Source organism: Kribbella sp. NPDC048915 (assembly GCF_040649595.1).
GTDB lineage: Bacteria > Actinomycetota > Actinomycetes > Propionibacteriales > Kribbellaceae > Kribbella.
The window spans coordinates 18,831-35,215 of sequence record NZ_JBEZFT010000046.1; the positions used below are offsets into that span (position 1 = coordinate 18,831).

Below are 16,385 nucleotides of genomic sequence, written 5' to 3' on the forward strand. Positions count from 1 at the left end.
TCTCCAGCACTTTCGGATCCGATTGGACTTATCTATGAGTATTCCGGGTCTCGCCCGCCTCGATCACGTCGGCTTCACCGTCCCCGACCTCGAAGCGGCCCGGGACTGGCTGGTGAACGTGATCGGGTGTGAGTACCTCTACTCGCTCGGACCGTTCGACGCCGGCGACGAGTGGATGGCGGGACACCTCAACGTGCCACCCGGAACAGTGATGCGGAAACTGGACTTCCTGCGCTGCGGCGAGCAGGCCGTCTTCGAGGTCTTCCAGTACGACGCGACACTGCAACACCCGCTCCCGCCTCGCAACAGCGACGTCGGCGGCCACCACGTCGCGCTCTACGTCGAGGAGCTCGATCGCGCGGTGGATTATCTGCGGAGTCGCGGCGTAACGGTGCTCGGTGACCCCACGTCGAGCCGGGGACCTTCCGAAGGCCAGCGGTGGGTGTATTTCCTCGCACCGTGGGGGATGCAGTTCGAACTGGTCTCCTACCCCAGCGGCAAGGCGTTCGACCAGCAGCAGGGCCCGCGTCGTCAGGCTCTGTCATGACTCTGCATCCCGCCGTCCCCCAGCCTGTCCTCGGGCTCCTGTCCTCGCTCGCCCCCGAGCATGGGGTGCGCGTCGGTGGCGAACGCCGCAGCGCGGCGGCCGGCCGGACGTCCAGGATCGTGGATCCCGGCACCGGCACATCGGTCGCCGAGATTGCGGACGCCGACGAGGCCGACGCCCTCGCCGCGGTCGATGCGGCCGCGGCCGCGTTTCCGGCGTGGGCGGCCATGCCACCGCGACGACGCTCCGAGGTATTGCGGCGAGCCTACGAACTCCTTGTCTCCCGGAGCGAGACGCTGGCGGCTCTGATCTCACTGGAGAACGGCAAGGCGCTACCCGATGCGCGTGCCGAGGTGCGTTATGCCGCAGAGTTCTTCCGCTGGTTCAGCGAGGAGGCGGTCCGGCCGGACGGGCACTACGGACCGGCCCCCGACGGTGGCGCGCGCATCGTGGTGACCAGCCGGCCGGTGGGCGTCGCGGCGCTCGTCACGCCGTGGAACTTCCCGGCCGCGATGGCCACGAGGAAGCTGGGCCCGGCCCTCGCCGCCGGCTGCACCGTCGTACTGAAGCCGGCCGCGGAAACACCGCTGACCGCATTGGCGGTCGCGGATATCCTCACCGAGGCCGGTGCACCGCCCGGCGTGGTGAACGTGGTGCCCACGACAAGACCCGCCGACGTGGTCTCCGCCTGGCTGTCGGACCAGCGAGTCCGCAAGATCTCGTTCACCGGATCAACCGGGGTCGGCCGGACCCTGCTGGCCCAGGCCGCGGCCCGAGTCGTGAACTCGTCGATGGAGCTCGGCGGCAACGCGCCGTTCGTCGTCGCGGCCGACGCGGACGTCGACGCCGCGGTCGCCGGGGCGTTGGTGGCGAAGTTCCGCAACGGCGGGCAAGCCTGCACGGCTGCCAACCGGTTCTACGTCCACGAGAAGGTCCTTGGGAACTTCACAGCCCGGTTCGGCCAAGCCATCCGGTCTTTGAAGGTTGGACACGCGTTCGATCCGGGTACCGAGATCGGCCCGGTGATCAGCCTCGGCGCGGCGGACCGGATCGGCTCGCTGGTCGACGGTGCGCTGGCCGAGGGGGCTACCCTGGCCGACATGGCTGCGGCCCCGCGCTCGGGGGGATCGTTCGTCGCGCCCACGCTGCTGACCGACGTACCGGGGGACGCATCGATCCTGCGGGACGAGATCTTCGGGCCAGTGGCCCCGATCGTCTCCTGGGCCTCGGACGAGGACCTCCTCGAGCAGGTCAACGCATCCGAGCTCGGCCTTGCAGCCTATGTGTACGCCACGGATCTCGCCTGGGCACTGCACCTCGGCGAGCGGATCGAGGCGGGCATGGTCGGCGTGAACCGCGGCGTCGTCTCGGACCCTGCGGCGCCGTTCGGCGGCGTGAAGCAGAGCGGCCTCGGTCGCGAAGGCGCCCGCGAAGGCATCCGCGAATTCTGCGAGGTCCAGTACCTCTCCGTCGACTGGGAATGAACGCAGCGATTGCCGCGCCGACCAGCGTGGCAGGAAGAAGGCACGGATGACCACTGAACCTGACGACGTCTCCGCCGGCGCCAGAACAGGCGAGGCGCCGGATCCCGAGACCAGTGCGGTGCTCGATTCCCCGACGGGATGGGTGAGCGAACACATCCGCCGCTACCTCGAGACCGACGGCGAGGACGGCCATGACTTTCTGGGCTTCCCGACGCTGCTGCTGACCACGCGCGGGCGCACATCCGGTCTGTGGCGCCGCACCGCGCTCATCTACGGCCAGGACGCCGGTCGCTACGTCCTCGTGGCCTCGAACGCTGCCTCCGCGAACCATCCGCACTGGTACCGCAACCTGTCTGCCGAGCCGGTAGCCCATGTCCAGGTGCGAACCCGGAAGTTCGTCGCATGGGCGAGGACGGCGACCCATGACGAACGCGACCGCCTGTGGCCGCTGATGACGTCGATCTTCCCCCGGTACGACGAATACCAGGCGTCGACGGACAGGGTGATCCCGCTCGTCCTCCTCTATCCCACAACCTGAAAGCCGCATCGATCGGAGATCTGCGTTGAACACCGTCCCCGAGTCACAGCTGCACGGCCGGGTCGCCCTCATCACCGGCGCGGGAGGCGGCCAGGGGCGTGCCCACGCACTGCACCTGGCCAATGCAGGCGCCGACCTGATCCTGACCGACCTCGGCGCGACGGACGCGCAGAGTCATCGGCTCGTGCAAACCACCGAGCTGGCCCGGAAGCTCGGTGCTCGCGTCGTGGCCGGACCGGCGGACGTTCGCGTCCCGACCGCGATCGGCGATCTCGTCGACCGCGGCGTGCAGGAGCTGGGCCGGCTGGACATCGTCGTCGCGAACGCCGGAGTGATCAGCACCGGCTCGACTCTCGAGACCAGCCAGGACGACTGGCAGCGGGCTCTCGACGTCAACCTGACCGGCGCGTGGAACACCTGCAGGGCCGCTCTGCCACATCTGCTCCATGGCGGCCGGGGAGGTTCGATCATCATGGTCGGCTCGATCTACGCCATCCGCGCGAGCGGCACCGCCGTCGCATACACGGCCTCCAAGCACGGGCTCCTCGGCCTCGCGAAGGCGCTCGCGGTCGAGTTGGCGCCACACTCCATCCGCGTCAACTCCGTACACCCGACGACGGTCCTGACCGACATGCTTCGCGATATCTCTCCGCAGCTGAGTCAGGACGAGCTCGCCGGTCGCTACCTCGGTTTCAACGCCTTGCCGGTACCGTGGGTCGAGCCGGCCGACGTCAGCAAGCTGGTTGCGTTCCTGGCCTCAGACGAGGCGCGCTACATCACCGGCGCCGCCCTCCCCGTCGACGCGGGCAACCTGCTCCTCGGCAGTCGGGCCTCGGGCTCCTGATCCGGTTTCGCATCACCCGGCGTGGTATCTCACCGACGCTCACTGGCCTACACCGCCCGCGGCAGCCCGGTCTTCGGATCGACCGGATGGCCGGCGTGCGAGCTGCCGAAGCGACGAAGCCACCGTTTGCGAGTCTCGATCCGTAGGTCAACAACGAGTACCTCGCTACGGCCACCGCCAGTGATGAGGAACTGCGGGATCGGCCACAGCAGGTTGTCCAGCGCCTCGGAGGGCGCCGGCTGCTGTCGGCCTCGGAATCGCGAACCGCTACCTGCCTTACTGCCCGACGATGTACTGAACGCGGTTCACGATATTTGAGTGGGGGGTCGAGCGCTGGTCTCCCTCGCTCGGCAGGTCCTTCGGCGCGGCGGCCGCGAGCTGTTGGAAGAGTCTGTGCATCGTGGAGAACGTGGCCGGGAGAGCGGAGCTGCAGCTCCGCCGATCGAAGAGGTGATCGTGACGAGCTCACCGGTTCGCCCCGGGCATTCCGCCGGCGCGATCGCCTCCTTGGAACAGGTCTGGCGTTGGCTCGCGGCCACTGCAGGTGAGGACGTTGACTGGCGGGCGTGCATGAGCTCGCCCGCGAGGACGTCGGCCCATTCGGTGATCGTGGTGGTGTGGGACGCCGGCCCGCGTACCTGCTCCCGGTGCGGGCTCGGTCACCGCCTGCCGTGTCCGGTTCAGATGGGTGCCGATGGCAGCACGGTCACGGCCACCACAACGCGGCATGATTGCGGCGAAGAATTCACAGCCGCGCGCCATGCCACGTACGAGCTGGCCGACCTCGCGACCCGGTCTGATGTTGAAGCAGTGGTGGCCGCCGTGGAGCGCACGAGCTCCGGCGCCAGCGGCCCGCCGGCCAGGCCGGCCTCCGCGAGGCATCCCGCGCGGGCGGTGCACCGGACATACGCTCTGCGCATGAGCGCTGCGAATGACAACTCGAGCAGGAAAGCTCGGGCAAGCCTCTTCACGACGACCTGGTTCAATCTGGGCTGGTCGCGTCATGTGCCGGCCACAGGGCTCGCGGTCCTTCAGCCGTTGGTTCTCCACGGACCGTTGTCCGTGGAGGAGCTGGGACGGCACCTGATTCCATCGCCGCAGGCCCCGGATCTGGGATGGGAGTCGACGGCGTGGGAACCGCTCGAGGTCTATACCGACGAGAGCTTGCAGGAGCTGCGCGCCGAGTTTGAAGACACGCCATTCGCTACCGGCCCTGACGAGCCGGACACGGCCGAGGGCGTGATGGCGGAAGAAGCCCGGCTCCGGCAGGAGCGCATGGACGAGATCGACCGGTGGAGCCGGGAGCTAGGCGTTGAGCCGGTCCGGACCTTGCGCCATCTGCTCGAGTTTCTGATCGCTGCCGGCGTTTTAACTACCACGGGCACCGGCGAGGGGGCGCTCGTCCAGCTCAACGAGACCGCGCCCCTGCCGGGCGAGGTTTTGACGCTGTCGGATGAGGATCGTCGCTTCGACGACGACCTGCGCTGGCAGCAACTCCATGAGTCGACAGCTCAGGCGCTGATCGATCTGTTCGTCCCCGGCGAGGCGTCGACGACGACGCTGACGACGAGCTTGCAGCGGCTTGCGCGGCAGCTCGATCTCGCGGTGGAGTCCGTGCGGGCGGGAGTCCTGAACCTGCTGAACGACGGCGACTTCACCGCCTCGGTCGATGTCGAGCGGCTGCTTGATCACCAGGTGTTCGAGCTGACTGTCGACTGGGAGAAGTTCCGTAGCTCGCGCATCACCATCGTGCACGGATCTCACGACTGAAACGCCTGCGGTCCGGATCCGGCAGGTTGGTCCATATCGCGAGGCGCCCCTGGGTCTAGTGGCCACCGCTGGGTTTCGCTTGGAATGCGGGGATGCCCGCTAGCGGGCCGAAGGATGTCATCCACCGGTTGAACGCAGCGGCGTTGGCGTTGATCGGTGAGGTGGGCCAGATCCGGCGCCAGTCTGGTGTGCCCTGGTGGACGACGACCTGGTCGAGGTGTTCCTCGCCCAGGCTCTCGGCGGCGAGGTAGTGCTCGAGCAGAATGATTTCGGACTCCGGGTGCTGGCCTGCCAGCACGCGCCAGATGTGCTCGATGCTGTTGGTGATCGACGGTCCGAGGCCGAGTTCGGTGACCATCGCGAGCAGCTGCTTGCGGCTCGCCGGGGTCGCCCAGATCCGCAGGTGCGCCGCTCCCCCACTCGTGACGTACAGGGGCTGGTACTGCCAGAAGGGTTCGTCGACGATCAGGTCACCCGGTGGTGGGAGGTTGGGGAACGGCGGGTTCATCGCGGCCCTCTCGGGTCGAACAGTTCGTCGCTGGCCCGGATGCCGCTGTCGCCGTTGACCTTTTCGTCAGTGATCAGGCCCACCTGTCCACGGCCACCAGGACCTGTTCACGCGCATCGGAGGCTGTCCACGCCCACCGGACTCGCCCCAGCAACGGGCAGCGCGGCGCCAGAAACTGTGGGCGTGAACAGGTACCAGTGCGTGGACACTCGTTATTACCTGTGCCACCCCACCGGACCTTGTCCACGCCCACCGGAACCGCCCAGGCCAGCGCGCAGCGCCAGCGCCAGAAACCGTGGGCGTGAACAGGTACCAGTGCGTGGAGACCCGTTACTACCTGTGCCACCCCACCAGAACCCGTCCACACCCACCAGAACCCGTCCACACCCACCAGAACCTGTCCACACCCACCAGAATCGCCAGGTTCGCGGCCTGTGCCGGCGTCAGGTGGCGGGGCTTGGACGGGTGCCGCCGGGCCATCCCCGAGTCCGCGCGCACGCGCAGACTCGTGCCAACTCGGCGGCGGGTGGGCGCGTCGTACTTGGGTGGGTTGAGTAGTTTCGCCCTCGTGGCGAGCCAGTCACACGCCGAAGACTGTGCCCGGTGTCCATCCGTCGACGTGCGAGAGTTGAGAACGTGAAGCGAACCACTGCCATCGTCTGTCTCAGTAGTCTGCTGATCACCGCCGGTTGTTCGGACAGCAAGTCCGGGGGTGGCGAGGATTCCGGGAGCAAGGAGCAGCAGGCGGCCGGTGCGGTCATCAAGCAGTTCGCCGATGCCTGGGTGAAGGCGTGGGCGCCGGACGGGAAGCCGGATGCGGCCGGCGCGCTCACCGACGACCCGACCACATTCGCGAAGCGGCTCGACGATGTCGACAGTGCACTAGTGGCGAATACCGTGACGGTCGCGCCGCAGGGCCGGCCGAACTGCACCGACGACAACAACTGCACGCAGGAGCTCGCCGTCGAGGCGCAGTTGCGCGGCATCGGCGCGATGAAGTGGACCAGTACGGCGACCGCGGTGAAGACCGGCGAGGCGTGGAAGATCAAGGCGTCCGGTGACACGATCTACCCGGGCCTCGGCGAGAACAACTACCTCAAGCGGGTCCGTGCGCTGCCGGCCCGGGCCTCGATCCTGGACCGCAACGGCGTCGCCTTGACCGCGAACCGCCCGGTCGTGATTGTCGGTGTCGCGTCGGGCAACAAGGCCACTCCGGCGACGTACGCGGCATTCACGAAGTACCTCGACGTCGACGGCGCGAAGCTCGCCGCCCGCGCGAAGGCGGCACCGGCCGGGCAGTTCGTCGACGCGATCACGATCCGCGCCGAGGAGTGGGAGGCGCTCCGGCCGACGATGAGCAAGCTGCCGGGCGTACTGACCATGGGCGGCACCCAGTCGCTGCCGCCGACCTCGTCGTTCGCCCGCTCGATCCTCGGCACCATGAAGACCGCAACCGAGGAGACCTTGAAGAACGCGGGCCCGACCGCGTCGACCCAGGACCAGGTCGGTGCGAATGGACTGCAGTACGCGTTCCAGCAGCAGCTTGCCGGTACGCCGGGTGGCACGGTCACGCTGCGGGACGGCAACACCAAGCTCACGATCAAGACCGTGTTCAGCCAGAAGGGCACCGCCGGCAAGCCGGTGAAGACCACGCTGGACACCAACATGCAGAAGGCGGCCGAGGCCGCACTGGCGACCAGCAAGCTGCCGGCGTCGCTGGTCGCCGTCCAGGCGTCGACCGGCCAGATCCTGGCCGCGGCGAACGGGCCCGAGGTGACCAGCTACAACCGTGCTTTCCAGGGCCGGTACGCGCCGGGATCGACCTTCAAGATCGTCACCTCCGCCGCGCTGCTGGCCAGCGGTGAGACCACGACCACCCCGCTGCCGTGCACGAACACGATCAACGTGTTCGGCAAGACGTTCAAGAACTACGACGGTCTGGCGGCGTACGGCAACGGCACGATGCAGAAGGCGTTCAACGAGTCCTGCAACACCGCGTTCATCTCGCAGCACGGGCGGCTGCCGAAGGACGCGATGACGAAGACCGCGGCGCTGTTCGGTATCGGGCGCGACCTCGACCTGTCGATCCCGGCGTACGGCGGCAAGGTCCCGGCGCCGAAGGACGACGTCGAAGAGGCCGCGTCGATGATCGGTCAGGGCACCGTCACCGCGAGCCCGCTGGCGATCGCGCTGGTCGCAGCGACGGTCGACCACGGTACGGCGATGAAGCCGGTGCTCGTCCCGGGCAAGGACGCCGCTGGCCCGGCCGCCTCTCCGTTGCCCGCAGCAACTGTTGCGGCGCTGCGGACGTTCATGCGGACGACGGTCACCGGCGGTACGGCGAAGGTGCTCGCCGGGAACGGTGCGGTGGCAGCCAAGACCGGTACCGCTGAGGTCGTCGTGAACGGCAAGGTCGCCACGAACGCCTGGATGGCCGGTTACCGCGGTGACGTCGCGTTCGCGGTCATCGTCGAGGGCGGCGAGTCCGGCTCGCACACCGCGGGGCCGATCCTGAAAACGTTCCTGTCCAGCTTTAAGTGATCCTCGCGTGCGCCCGGCCGAAACTGTCGGCCGGGCGCTCTACTGTTCGGGGTATGGACGGATCGGGCGGAGATTGGCCGCGGCACGTTGCGGATCGGTACTTCGCGACGATGGTGGCGCGCGACTGGGACGCGTTCGGCGCGCTGCTCAGTGCGGACGTCTGTTACGAGCTCCCGCAGACCGGCGAGCGGATCACCGGCCGGGGAGAAGTACCTGCAGTTCAATCGCGAGTACCCAGGCGACTGGACGGCGACGCTCACCCGGCTGACCGTGGACGGCACCAGCGCCGTCGGCTCGCTGAACTTCACCGTCGGTGAGCAAAGACTGGTCGCGCTGGTGTCCCTCGAGCTCCACGACCGGCTGGTCACGAACATCACCGACTTCTGGCCCGAACCGTACGCCCCACCCCCGGCCGCGAACACCTGGCCGAACTACACCCGCCGACCGTAGACCGCCTGTCCAGCTGAGCTCCCCACGCGACAGCGGACGATCCGGCCCGCCATACACAGCGGGCCAGAAGTCGGGGGGTTTCGGTGGTCGTGGTGGGCTTGGACAGGTTATTTCGTGTGCAGACCTCCGGGTTCCTGTTCAACGCCACGCAAGGAGTTCCTGAGAGTTGGCTGAGGAGGGCGGATCGGTGGCATTTCGTCACTTATCGTTGCCGGATGGAGAGCCTGATCTGTCCGAAGTGCCGCGGCGCGATGCGGACGTACGAGCGCAGCGGTATCACCGTCGACCAGTGCACCGAGTGCCGCGGGATCTTCCTCGACCGGGGTGAGCTCGAGCACCTGGTGGACGCCGAGCTCCGGTTCAACGCACCGCAGCAGCGGACCGAGGAGAAGCGGTACGACGACGGCCGGTACGACGACAACCGGCGGTACGACGAGAAGCGGTACGAGGAGAAGCGGTACGACGACGACCGCCGCTACGACCCGCGGTACGGCAACCAGTACTCGCACAAGAAGCGCAAGAAGTCGTTCCTCGAGGAACTGTTCGACTGATCCCGCGTCAGCAGATCCCGCGACAGCAGATCCCGCGACGACCGGTCGCCGGCATCGCGCCGAGGATTCGTCCCGGACCTCGGGTCGGCAACTCGTCCCGGACCTTGGGTCGGCGACTCGTTCTGAACGGCCTCGTGCCAGTTCGCCCGCACCGCGCGGCGGCAGCCTGTTCTCAGCGACGCTGCGGTGAACCCGCCTCTGAGTGTTGCGTCGACGGCTCGTCCTGAACCGCTCGTCGGCTGGCTGGTCCTCAGCGGCGGGCCACGACGGTGCCCTGCGCGATCGCGCACAGGGTGCCCTTGTCGGTGCTGCCGTCAGCGCTGTGATCAAAGCCGTCGGTGGCGCCGGCGAACGTGAGGAGCCGGCAGGTGCAGGTGGCCTGCCGGCTGCCTGCGTGCACGACTGTTGCCTCGGCGCGCAGCAAACGACCGCGCGCCGGGCGGAGGTAGCTGATGGTGAAGCCACCCGTCAGTACGTCGGGCCCGAGTGCCGCGCCGCCGGCGAACGTGATCGCGTTGTCGGCCGCGTAGCTCAGTACGCCGCCGTGCAGGAAACCGTTCTGCTGCAGGAGATCCTCGCGGATCGTGAGCTCCAGTGTCGCCGCACCGTCACCGAAGGCCGTCAGCCGGGTCCCCAGCAGCACGCTGAACGGTTGCGCGGCCAGCACCTTCTCGGCCAGCTCGAAAGTCAACTCCATCCGCCCAAACTAACCGCTCAGAGGCCGCGGCGCGGTGTGACACGGGCGGTGGCGCGCCCTTCGAAACGCGCTGGACGACGCTTTCCGGTTCGTCATACCGTGGGCGGTGGCAGCCGCACGTCGGAAGGACCCACAGGGAGCGATGCCGACACGTCGTCGAGATAAGGGTTGATATCCGTTCAACCCCCGCGGTCGGACCGGGCCGCGTAGCCGGGACGGACCTCGAGGTTCGCCGGTCGATCTCACCTGACGTGAGCGGCCTGCGCTCTGCGCGTTTGCGCGTGGACGCTGCCCGGTCCGACACATCTTTCGAAAGCGGTGCATTCCGTGACGACTGTTCACGACCTGCCGCCGGTCATCGCGGCACACGATCTGACCAAGACCTACACCTTCCACCAGCAGCGTGCCGGTCTCGGCGGCGCCCTGAAAAGCCTGGTGAAACGCACGTACCAGACCCGGCTCGCGGTCGACCGGGTCAGCTTCACCGTCGGACGCGGCGAGGTCGTCGGCCTGCTCGGCCCGAACGGCGCCGGGAAGACGAGCACGCTGAAGATGCTGTCCGGTCTGCTCTACACGACGTCGGGCGAGCTGCAGGTCCTCGGCCACACCCCGTCCGACCGCAAACCCGACTACCTGCGCCGGATCGCGCTGGTGATGGGCCAGAAGACCATGCTCTGGTGGGACGTCCCGGCGATGGAGAGCCTGCTGCTGCACAAGGACATGTACGGACTCTCGACGGCGGAGTTCGACCGCAACATCAGCGAACTCGCCGCGCTGCTCGAGGTCGAGCATTTACTGGACGTCCAGGTCCGCAAGACCTCGCTCGGCGAGCGGATGAAGCTCGAGTTGATGGCCGCGCTCGTCCACGGCCCGGAGATCCTGTTCCTGGACGAGCCGACGATCGGGCTGGACGTGGTCGCGAAGGCGCGCGTCCGTTCGTTCCTCGCGGACGTCAACCGGTTGCGCGGTACGACGATCCTGATCACCAGCCACGACATGGACGACATCGAGGCGCTCTGCTCGCGGGTGATGATCATCGACCACGGCCGGATGCAGTTCGACGGCGGTCTGGACGACCTCGTCCGTACGGCGCGACCGCGCAAACTGGTGCGCGCGACGTACGCGGCGACCGTCGATGCCGGCGCGCTGAACGAACTGGACGGCGTGACCGAGGTCGAGGTGTCCGGCCAGACAGTCGAGCTCGAAGCAGAGCGGGAACGCGCCGGCGTCGTGATGGAGCAACTGATCCGGATCGGCCCGCTGGTCGACCTCGACGTCACCGACGCGGACGTCGAGGACATCATGCGCGACCTGTTCCTGCGCCGCAGCACGTTGGGAGGCGCATCGTGAGTACGACGGTACGCAACCTTCGCGTTCTGCGGCGGATGACCGCGGCCGAGATCGCCCAGCAGTCGGTCTACCGCGGCGCCTGGATCATCTTCATGCTGGCGAACATCACGATGCCGATCATCTCGCTGCTGATCTGGCGGACGGCGCTCGCGAGCGGCGCGCAACTGCCGATCGACGAGCAGTACGTAACGACGTACTTCGTCCTGCTCGGCTTCGTCACGATGGCGACGTCGTCGTGGATGGCGGGCTTTCTCGCGCAGGACATCAGGCTCGGCAAGCTGTCGACCTGGATGATCCGGCCGGCGTCGCTGCTCGTCACATTCGTCGCCAACAACCTGTCCGAGAAGCTGCTGAAGCTGGTCGCGCTGGTGCCGATGATCGGCATCGTGTGGTGGATCTTCCGCGACTCGATGAACATCCCGGCCGGCCCGGGGCAGTGGGCACTGTTCGCGGTCAGCATCCTGCTCGGGGCGATACTGGTCTTCACGATCGACATCCTGATCGCGTCGGTGGCGTTCTGGATGGACGATGTCAGCGCGCTCGTCCAGGCGCGCGCGATCATCGCGAGCGTGCTGTCGGGTTCCGTCGTACCGCTGGCGCTGATGCCGTCGTGGTCGCAGGGATTCGTCGAATACCAGCCGTTCCGGTACACGGTGTCGTTCCCGGTCGAGATCGTCGCGGGCTCGTTGAGCGGGCCGGAACTGCTGGCGGGGCTGGGGATTCAATGCGGGTACGTCGTGGTGTTCGCGGGGGTCGCGCGTGCGGTGTGGCTGGCGGGGATCCGTTCGTACTCGGCGGTGGGCGCATGAGCACGCTGGATCGGACCTGGTTCCACAAGCAGTGGCGGCACCTGCGGTTGTGGCGAAGGTTCTTCGCGCAGGCCGTCGTCCGGGAGACGCATTACCGCGCGCACTTCCTGACCACGTTGCTCGTCGGGCTCGTCCAGCTCGGGCTCGGGATCGTGCCGACGCTGCTGTTGTTCGGGTTCACCGACGAGTTGCACGGGTGGACGCGGGCGGAAGTGATCGCGCTGGTCGGCGTCTTCCAGATCGTCACCGGGTTGATCGCCACCTTCGTCGCGCCGAACCTTAACCGGATGACGTCGTACCTGACCGAGGGCGAGCTCGACAGCGTTCTGCTCCGGCCGGTGTCGAGCCAGTTCTACCTGACGTTACGGTGGATCAATGTCGCCGAGCTCACCAACGTTGCCAGTGGCATCGTTGTGTTGACCATCGGATTGATGCAGGCCGGCATCGGTTTCGGACCGGCTCAGGCTGTGCAGGCCGTCGTACTCGTCGCGTGCGGTCTGGTGCTGCTGACGGCGGTGTGGTCGCTGCTGGCGTTCCTGGCGTTCTGGCTGCAGTCGGTGGAGCCGATCGGTTACGTGTTCCAGAACCTCGTCGAGGCGGGTCGGTACCCGCTGGTGTTCTTTCCCCTCGCGGTGCGGACGTTCCTGACGTTCGCGTTCCCGGTGGCGTTCGCGACGACGTTCCCGGTGCAGGCACTGTCGGGTGAGCTGGGGTGGGGCACGGTCGGTTTGGGCGTCGTACTGGCACTCGTGGCGCAGGGACTGGCCCGGCTGATGTGGCGACGCGGGCTGCTGACGTACTCCAGCGCGTCGAGCTGATGTGGTTACCTGTCAGCTATGGGCTGGTGGCTCCTGCACGTGGACATGGATCAGTTCATCGCGGCCGTCGAGATCCGGCGCCGACCTGAACTCCGCGGCCTCCCGGTCGTGGTGGGCGGGTCCGGCGACCCCACCCAGCCCCGCCAGGTGGTCGCCACCGCGTCGTACGAGGCCCGCGCGTTCGGCGTACGCTCCGGGATGCCGATCCGGGCGGCGTACAAGAAATGCCCGGACGCGGTCTTCCTGCCGTCCGACCCGGCCGCGTACGACGCTGCGTCGGCCGAGGTGATGGACACGCTGCGCTCGTTCCCCGTCGTGGTGGAGGTCTGGGGCTGGGACGAGTGCTTCGTCGGCGCCGAGACCGATGATCCGGAGGCCTTGGCCGTCCAACTCCGCGCCGCGGTCGTCGAGCGGACCGGTCTGACCTGCTCGGTCGGCATCGGCGACAACAAGACCCGCGCCAAACTCGCCACCGGCTTCGCCAAACACGAACGCTCGCACGCCGAACCCTTCGAAGGCGCCGGCCCGGCAACCGGCATCTACCGCCTGACCGCCGAGAACTGGCGCAAAGTCATGGACCACCGCCCGGTCCGCGACCTGTGGGGCATCGGTCCCCGGATGGAACGCAACCTCAACGAACTCGCCATCACCACCGTCGCCGAACTCGCCGCCGCCGACCTCGAAGTCCTGAAGAAACGCTTCGGCCCCAAAATGGGCACCTGGTACGCCGCCCTCGGCCGCGGACTCGGCGACACCGAAGTCACCGACGTCCCCCGCGAACCCGTGTCGCGCAGCCACGAGGAAACGTTCCAGACCGACCTCGTCGACCGCGCCGACGTCGAACGCGAACTCCGCCGCATCGCCGAAGAAGTCACCCGCGAGGTCGTCGCCGAGGGCCGCACCGTCCAACGCGTCTCGGTGAAGGTCCGCTTCAGCACCTTCTACACCCCGATCAAGAGCCGCAAACTCCCCCAACCCACCCAAGACCCCGAGGTGGTCGCCACCACAGCCCTCACCATCCTCGAAAAATTCGACCTCAAACGCCCCATCCGCCTCCTCGGCGTCCGCGTCGAATTCGTCCCCGGCACCGAGCCCTGAACCTCAGTAACTTTACGTAGGCGCATGAGAGCCTGTAAGCTCAAAGCATCAACACCGACCCCGCTGTTGGCCTTTGCCCACAAGGGTCGGTTTTCTTGTTCCTGGGGGTCTACGCGCGTGGTGGCGTACACGAAACCGCACCTGACGCATGAGCAGCAGCTCGGCCAGCTGGTTGGGCGCGGGCTGGGCTGCTCTGACGAACCGGCAGCGATCGAACTGCTGAAAACCGTCGGCTACTACCGGTTAAGCGCATACATTTATCCGTTCCGTGAGCTGATTCCGGACAACTTGAACGTCGGCCGCTCGGCGCCGTACCGCACTGACCGAATTCGCGACGGCATCACGTTCGACCACATTGAGTCCCTGTGGAGATTCGACCGGAAGCTCCGGCTGGTCTGCCTCGACGCGATCGAGACGGTCGAGATCGGACTTCGCAGTCGACTGGCGTACGTGCTCGGACTCCGGGACCGGCTCGGTCACGTGCGCCGTGAGAGCCTCGACGCCGACGCGTGCGCTCGACCAATAGACCCTTCAGGGGCACTCCGGTACCGCAATGCGTTCGAGCAATGGCTTGCCAAGTACGAAACACTAGAGCACGGGGCGCGTAGCGAGGATTACGTCGTCCACCACAAGCAGAAGTACGACGGCCCTCTGCCAATCTGGATCGCTGTGGAGTTCTTCGACTTCGGAGCGCTGAGCCGCCTGTTCGCGCTGCTGACCAGGCAGGATCAGAACTCAATCGCGAGAGATGTCGGTGTCCACAGCGGCGTGCTCCTGGCAGCCTGGCTGCGGGATATGAACTACATCCGGAACCTCTGCGCGCATCATGCGCGCCTGTGGAATCGGCAGCCGACGTACAAGCCCCGGAAGTTCAACCCTGCACAGGTCGGCCCCTCCCTTGGCCACGCCGGTCAGCTCGAGCCACGTCACAAGATCTACGTTCACCTCGCCGTGCTCGCGTACCTGGTCCGAGCTCTCGATCCGCGTCAGAACTGGCCGCTGACGCTCCGCACACTCGTCAAGAAGTTCCCCGACATCCCTAGCGTCTCCCCGGTGAAAGACATGGGATTTCCACTGGAATGGTCGGATCTGCCGCTCTGGACGATGAGATCGACATAGCCCCTGAGGTCAGACTGGCGAGAGTCATGCTCAGGTCAGTCGGGAAAGGACTGTTGCCAGGTCGGTGTAGCTGTTGCGGACGGCGTCGTGCTTGCCGAGGCGGTGCCGCTCGAGGCGGATCGACGCGATGTGGCGGGTCTCGTAGACCGCGGACCGCCACGTCGCGGCAGGCGAGCGGTCGAGGATGCCGTACGTCTCCCAGAACGACTTCCGCTCATCGTCCTTCGCCTGCGCCATCCGGATCGTCCAGTCCGCCGCCGGATCACCGAACTCGGTCCGGTCGAAGTCGAGCACCCCAGTGATGCAGGGCTCCGGCGCGGCTGCGTCCAGCAGGCAGTTCACCGTCCACAGATCGCCCGTCAGCAGTCGCGGTTCCCGAATCTCGTCGAGTGTCGCCCGTCCCCGATGTGCGATGGCGGCGGCCTCGCGTACGTCGGCCGCGTCGAGACCCGCTTGCTCGAGGTCGTCGGCGATCTGCGTGAGCGTGCCGGTGAAGGCTTCACTCCATGTCGGACACCCGGGTCCGTCGACGCGGCCGAAGTACGGACCACGGACGTCGTGAACGGTTCGGGTGATCGCACCGATCTGCCGGAAGAACGTCGTACGCCCCGAGCGTGGATACCGGTCGAGGTGCTCCGGCGCGGGGATCCCTGGTAGGCAGCTCTGGATCATCCAGTCGCGGTCGACGAGCTCGTGCGACCAGTCCACGGCCAGCACCCGCGGCATCAGCGGCGCGATCGCCGCCAGCCACGGCATGGTGGCGTACTCGTTCCGCATCATCCGCCGCTCCGACCCGAACTGCCGACCCTCCTCCGGCGCAACCCGCAGTACGACCGACTCGTCCCGGCCCGCGAGCTCGATCCGATAGACGCTGTTGTACGCGCCGAACCCCAACTCAACAGCCACCACCGGTACGACGTCCGCGCCGAACGCCCGCCGACAGATCGCATTCGCCTGTTCCACGCTGAGGGATCGCTGAAAGGCATCCACCTCCCGCTCAACCATCCGAAACTCCATGCCCGCATTCTGTCGCCGACCCAGGTCCTCCCCGGCCCGCCTGTCGGCACCAGCCCGCCGGCCACGATGTGTGAACCCCTCGTACATCCGCTCGTGTTGCGGACGTGGTGGTGCGGCACGGTGGTACCGCCGTCGTCGGAGTACCCAGATGTCTGCTCGAAGGTGGGTTCACCCACGGTGTTGTGGGTTCCCCACCCTTCACACCGGTCCGGAACCCACAACACGGTGGGTGAACCCACCGCGC

The 16,385-nt window shown here is 67.3% G+C and carries 16 protein-coding genes; 13 read left to right on the plus strand and 3 right to left on the minus strand.

What is annotated here, in order from left to right; genetic code table 11:
• Window positions 1–34 precede the first annotated feature (34 nt).
• From AB0B82_RS22360 to AB0B82_RS22380, 5 genes are all read left to right on the plus strand, one after another.
• Window positions 35–547, plus strand: coding sequence for a VOC family protein (locus tag AB0B82_RS22360; protein WP_360171598.1), 513 nt, complete (start codon window positions 35–37; stop codon window positions 545–547).
• Window positions 544–2,031: an NAD-dependent succinate-semialdehyde dehydrogenase gene (locus AB0B82_RS22365; protein WP_360171601.1), complete on the plus strand. Its 1,488-nt coding sequence runs from the start codon at window positions 544–546 to the stop codon at window positions 2,029–2,031. The genes AB0B82_RS22360 and AB0B82_RS22365 overlap by 4 nt, the downstream gene beginning before the upstream one ends.
• A gap of 46 nt (window positions 2,032–2,077) precedes the next feature.
• Window positions 2,078–2,569: a nitroreductase family deazaflavin-dependent oxidoreductase gene (locus AB0B82_RS22370; RefSeq protein ID WP_360171604.1), complete on the plus strand. Its 492-nt coding sequence runs from the start codon at window positions 2,078–2,080 to the stop codon at window positions 2,567–2,569.
• A gap of 25 nt (window positions 2,570–2,594) precedes the next feature.
• A complete protein-coding gene (locus tag AB0B82_RS22375) occupies window positions 2,595–3,413 on the plus strand; it encodes a mycofactocin-coupled SDR family oxidoreductase (protein WP_360171607.1) in 819 nt (272 codons plus the stop codon).
• 918 nt (window positions 3,414–4,331) lie between these two features.
• The gene (locus AB0B82_RS22380) at window positions 4,332–5,183 is read left to right on the plus strand and encodes a DUF6042 family protein (protein WP_360171610.1); all 852 of its coding nucleotides are present in this window, start codon (window positions 4,332–4,334) and stop codon (window positions 5,181–5,183) included.
• 55 nt (window positions 5,184–5,238) lie between these two features.
• Here AB0B82_RS22380 and AB0B82_RS22385 read toward each other — a convergent pair whose 3' ends face one another.
• Entirely contained in the window at window positions 5,239–5,691 is a 453-nt protein-coding gene (locus AB0B82_RS22385; RefSeq protein ID WP_360171613.1) for a hypothetical protein, read from the minus strand.
• A 636-nt stretch (window positions 5,692–6,327) separates the two neighbouring features.
• Between AB0B82_RS22385 and AB0B82_RS22390 the strand changes: the two genes are divergently transcribed.
• The 3 genes from AB0B82_RS22390 to AB0B82_RS22400 all read left to right on the plus strand — a co-directional run bounded on the left by AB0B82_RS22390 (window position 6,328) and on the right by AB0B82_RS22400 (window position 9,233).
• Window positions 6,328–8,232: a penicillin-binding transpeptidase domain-containing protein gene (locus AB0B82_RS22390; protein WP_360171616.1), complete on the plus strand. Its 1,905-nt coding sequence runs from the start codon at window positions 6,328–6,330 to the stop codon at window positions 8,230–8,232.
• A gap of 150 nt (window positions 8,233–8,382) precedes the next feature.
• Window positions 8,383–8,682, plus strand: coding sequence for a hypothetical protein (locus AB0B82_RS22395; RefSeq protein ID WP_360171619.1), 300 nt, complete (start codon window positions 8,383–8,385; stop codon window positions 8,680–8,682).
• Window positions 8,683–8,897: 215 nt separating this feature from the next.
• Window positions 8,898–9,233 carry a zf-TFIIB domain-containing protein gene (locus tag AB0B82_RS22400; RefSeq protein WP_360171622.1) on the plus strand — a complete coding sequence of 112 codons (336 nt, stop codon included), beginning with the start codon at window positions 8,898–8,900 and terminating at the stop codon, window positions 9,231–9,233.
• 250 nt (window positions 9,234–9,483) lie between these two features.
• Here AB0B82_RS22400 and AB0B82_RS22405 read toward each other — a convergent pair whose 3' ends face one another.
• Window positions 9,484–9,930 (minus strand): PaaI family thioesterase, encoded by a 447-nt coding sequence (locus AB0B82_RS22405; RefSeq protein WP_360171625.1) that lies wholly within the window; start codon window positions 9,928–9,930, stop codon window positions 9,484–9,486.
• A 327-nt stretch (window positions 9,931–10,257) separates the two neighbouring features.
• Here AB0B82_RS22405 and AB0B82_RS22410 point away from each other — a divergent pair, with 327 nt between their 5' ends.
• The 5 genes from AB0B82_RS22410 (at window position 10,258) to AB0B82_RS22430 (ending at window position 15,124) form a co-directional block, all read left to right on the plus strand.
• Window positions 10,258–11,280, plus strand: coding sequence for an ATP-binding cassette domain-containing protein (locus AB0B82_RS22410; RefSeq protein ID WP_360171628.1), 1,023 nt, complete (start codon window positions 10,258–10,260; stop codon window positions 11,278–11,280).
• Complete coding sequence (locus AB0B82_RS22415) at window positions 11,277–12,089, plus strand: ABC-2 family transporter protein (protein WP_360171631.1); 813 nt, start codon at window positions 11,277–11,279, stop codon at window positions 12,087–12,089. The genes AB0B82_RS22410 and AB0B82_RS22415 overlap by 4 nt, the downstream gene beginning before the upstream one ends.
• Window positions 12,086–12,907, plus strand: a complete 822-nt coding sequence (locus AB0B82_RS22420) for an ABC-2 family transporter protein (RefSeq protein ID WP_360171634.1) — start codon at window positions 12,086–12,088, stop codon at window positions 12,905–12,907. Before AB0B82_RS22415 ends, AB0B82_RS22420 begins: the two co-directional genes overlap by 4 nt.
• A gap of 18 nt (window positions 12,908–12,925) precedes the next feature.
• Window positions 12,926–14,005 carry a DNA polymerase IV gene (locus tag AB0B82_RS22425; protein ID WP_360171637.1) on the plus strand — a complete coding sequence of 360 codons (1,080 nt, stop codon included), beginning with the start codon at window positions 12,926–12,928 and terminating at the stop codon, window positions 14,003–14,005.
• Window positions 14,006–14,122: 117 nt separating this feature from the next.
• Complete coding sequence (locus AB0B82_RS22430; RefSeq protein ID WP_360171640.1) at window positions 14,123–15,124, plus strand: Abi family protein; 1,002 nt, start codon at window positions 14,123–14,125, stop codon at window positions 15,122–15,124.
• Between the two features lie 30 nt (window positions 15,125–15,154).
• Here the strand turns inward: AB0B82_RS22430 and AB0B82_RS22435 are convergent, their stop codons facing one another.
• Window positions 15,155–16,141: an aminoglycoside phosphotransferase family protein gene (locus tag AB0B82_RS22435; RefSeq protein ID WP_360171643.1), complete on the minus strand. Its 987-nt coding sequence runs from the start codon at window positions 16,139–16,141 to the stop codon at window positions 15,155–15,157.
• Window positions 16,142–16,385: the final 244 nt, after the last annotated feature.

Bases quoted from the DNA above. Each gene is read 5' to 3' on its own strand.
- AB0B82_RS22360 (WP_360171598.1), top strand. From the start codon at position 35: ATGAGTATTCCGGGTCTCGCCCGCCTCGATCACGTCGGCTTCACCGTC.
- AB0B82_RS22365 (WP_360171601.1), top strand. From the start codon at position 544: ATGACTCTGCATCCCGCCGTCCCCCAGCCTGTCCTCGGGCTCCTGTCC.
- AB0B82_RS22370 (WP_360171604.1), top strand. From the start codon at position 2,078: ATGACCACTGAACCTGACGACGTCTCCGCCGGCGCCAGAACAGGCGAG.
- AB0B82_RS22380 (WP_360171610.1), top strand. From the start codon at position 4,332: ATGAGCGCTGCGAATGACAACTCGAGCAGGAAAGCTCGGGCAAGCCTC.
- AB0B82_RS22385 (WP_360171613.1), bottom strand. From the start codon at position 5,691: ATGAACCCGCCGTTCCCCAACCTCCCACCACCGGGTGACCTGATCGTC.
- AB0B82_RS22400 (WP_360171622.1), top strand. From the start codon at position 8,898: ATGGAGAGCCTGATCTGTCCGAAGTGCCGCGGCGCGATGCGGACGTAC.
- AB0B82_RS22405 (WP_360171625.1), bottom strand. From the start codon at position 9,930: ATGGAGTTGACTTTCGAGCTGGCCGAGAAGGTGCTGGCCGCGCAACCG.
- AB0B82_RS22420 (WP_360171634.1), top strand. From the start codon at position 12,086: ATGAGCACGCTGGATCGGACCTGGTTCCACAAGCAGTGGCGGCACCTG.
- AB0B82_RS22425 (WP_360171637.1), top strand. From the start codon at position 12,926: ATGGGCTGGTGGCTCCTGCACGTGGACATGGATCAGTTCATCGCGGCC.
- AB0B82_RS22435 (WP_360171643.1), bottom strand. From the start codon at position 16,141: ATGGAGTTTCGGATGGTTGAGCGGGAGGTGGATGCCTTTCAGCGATCC.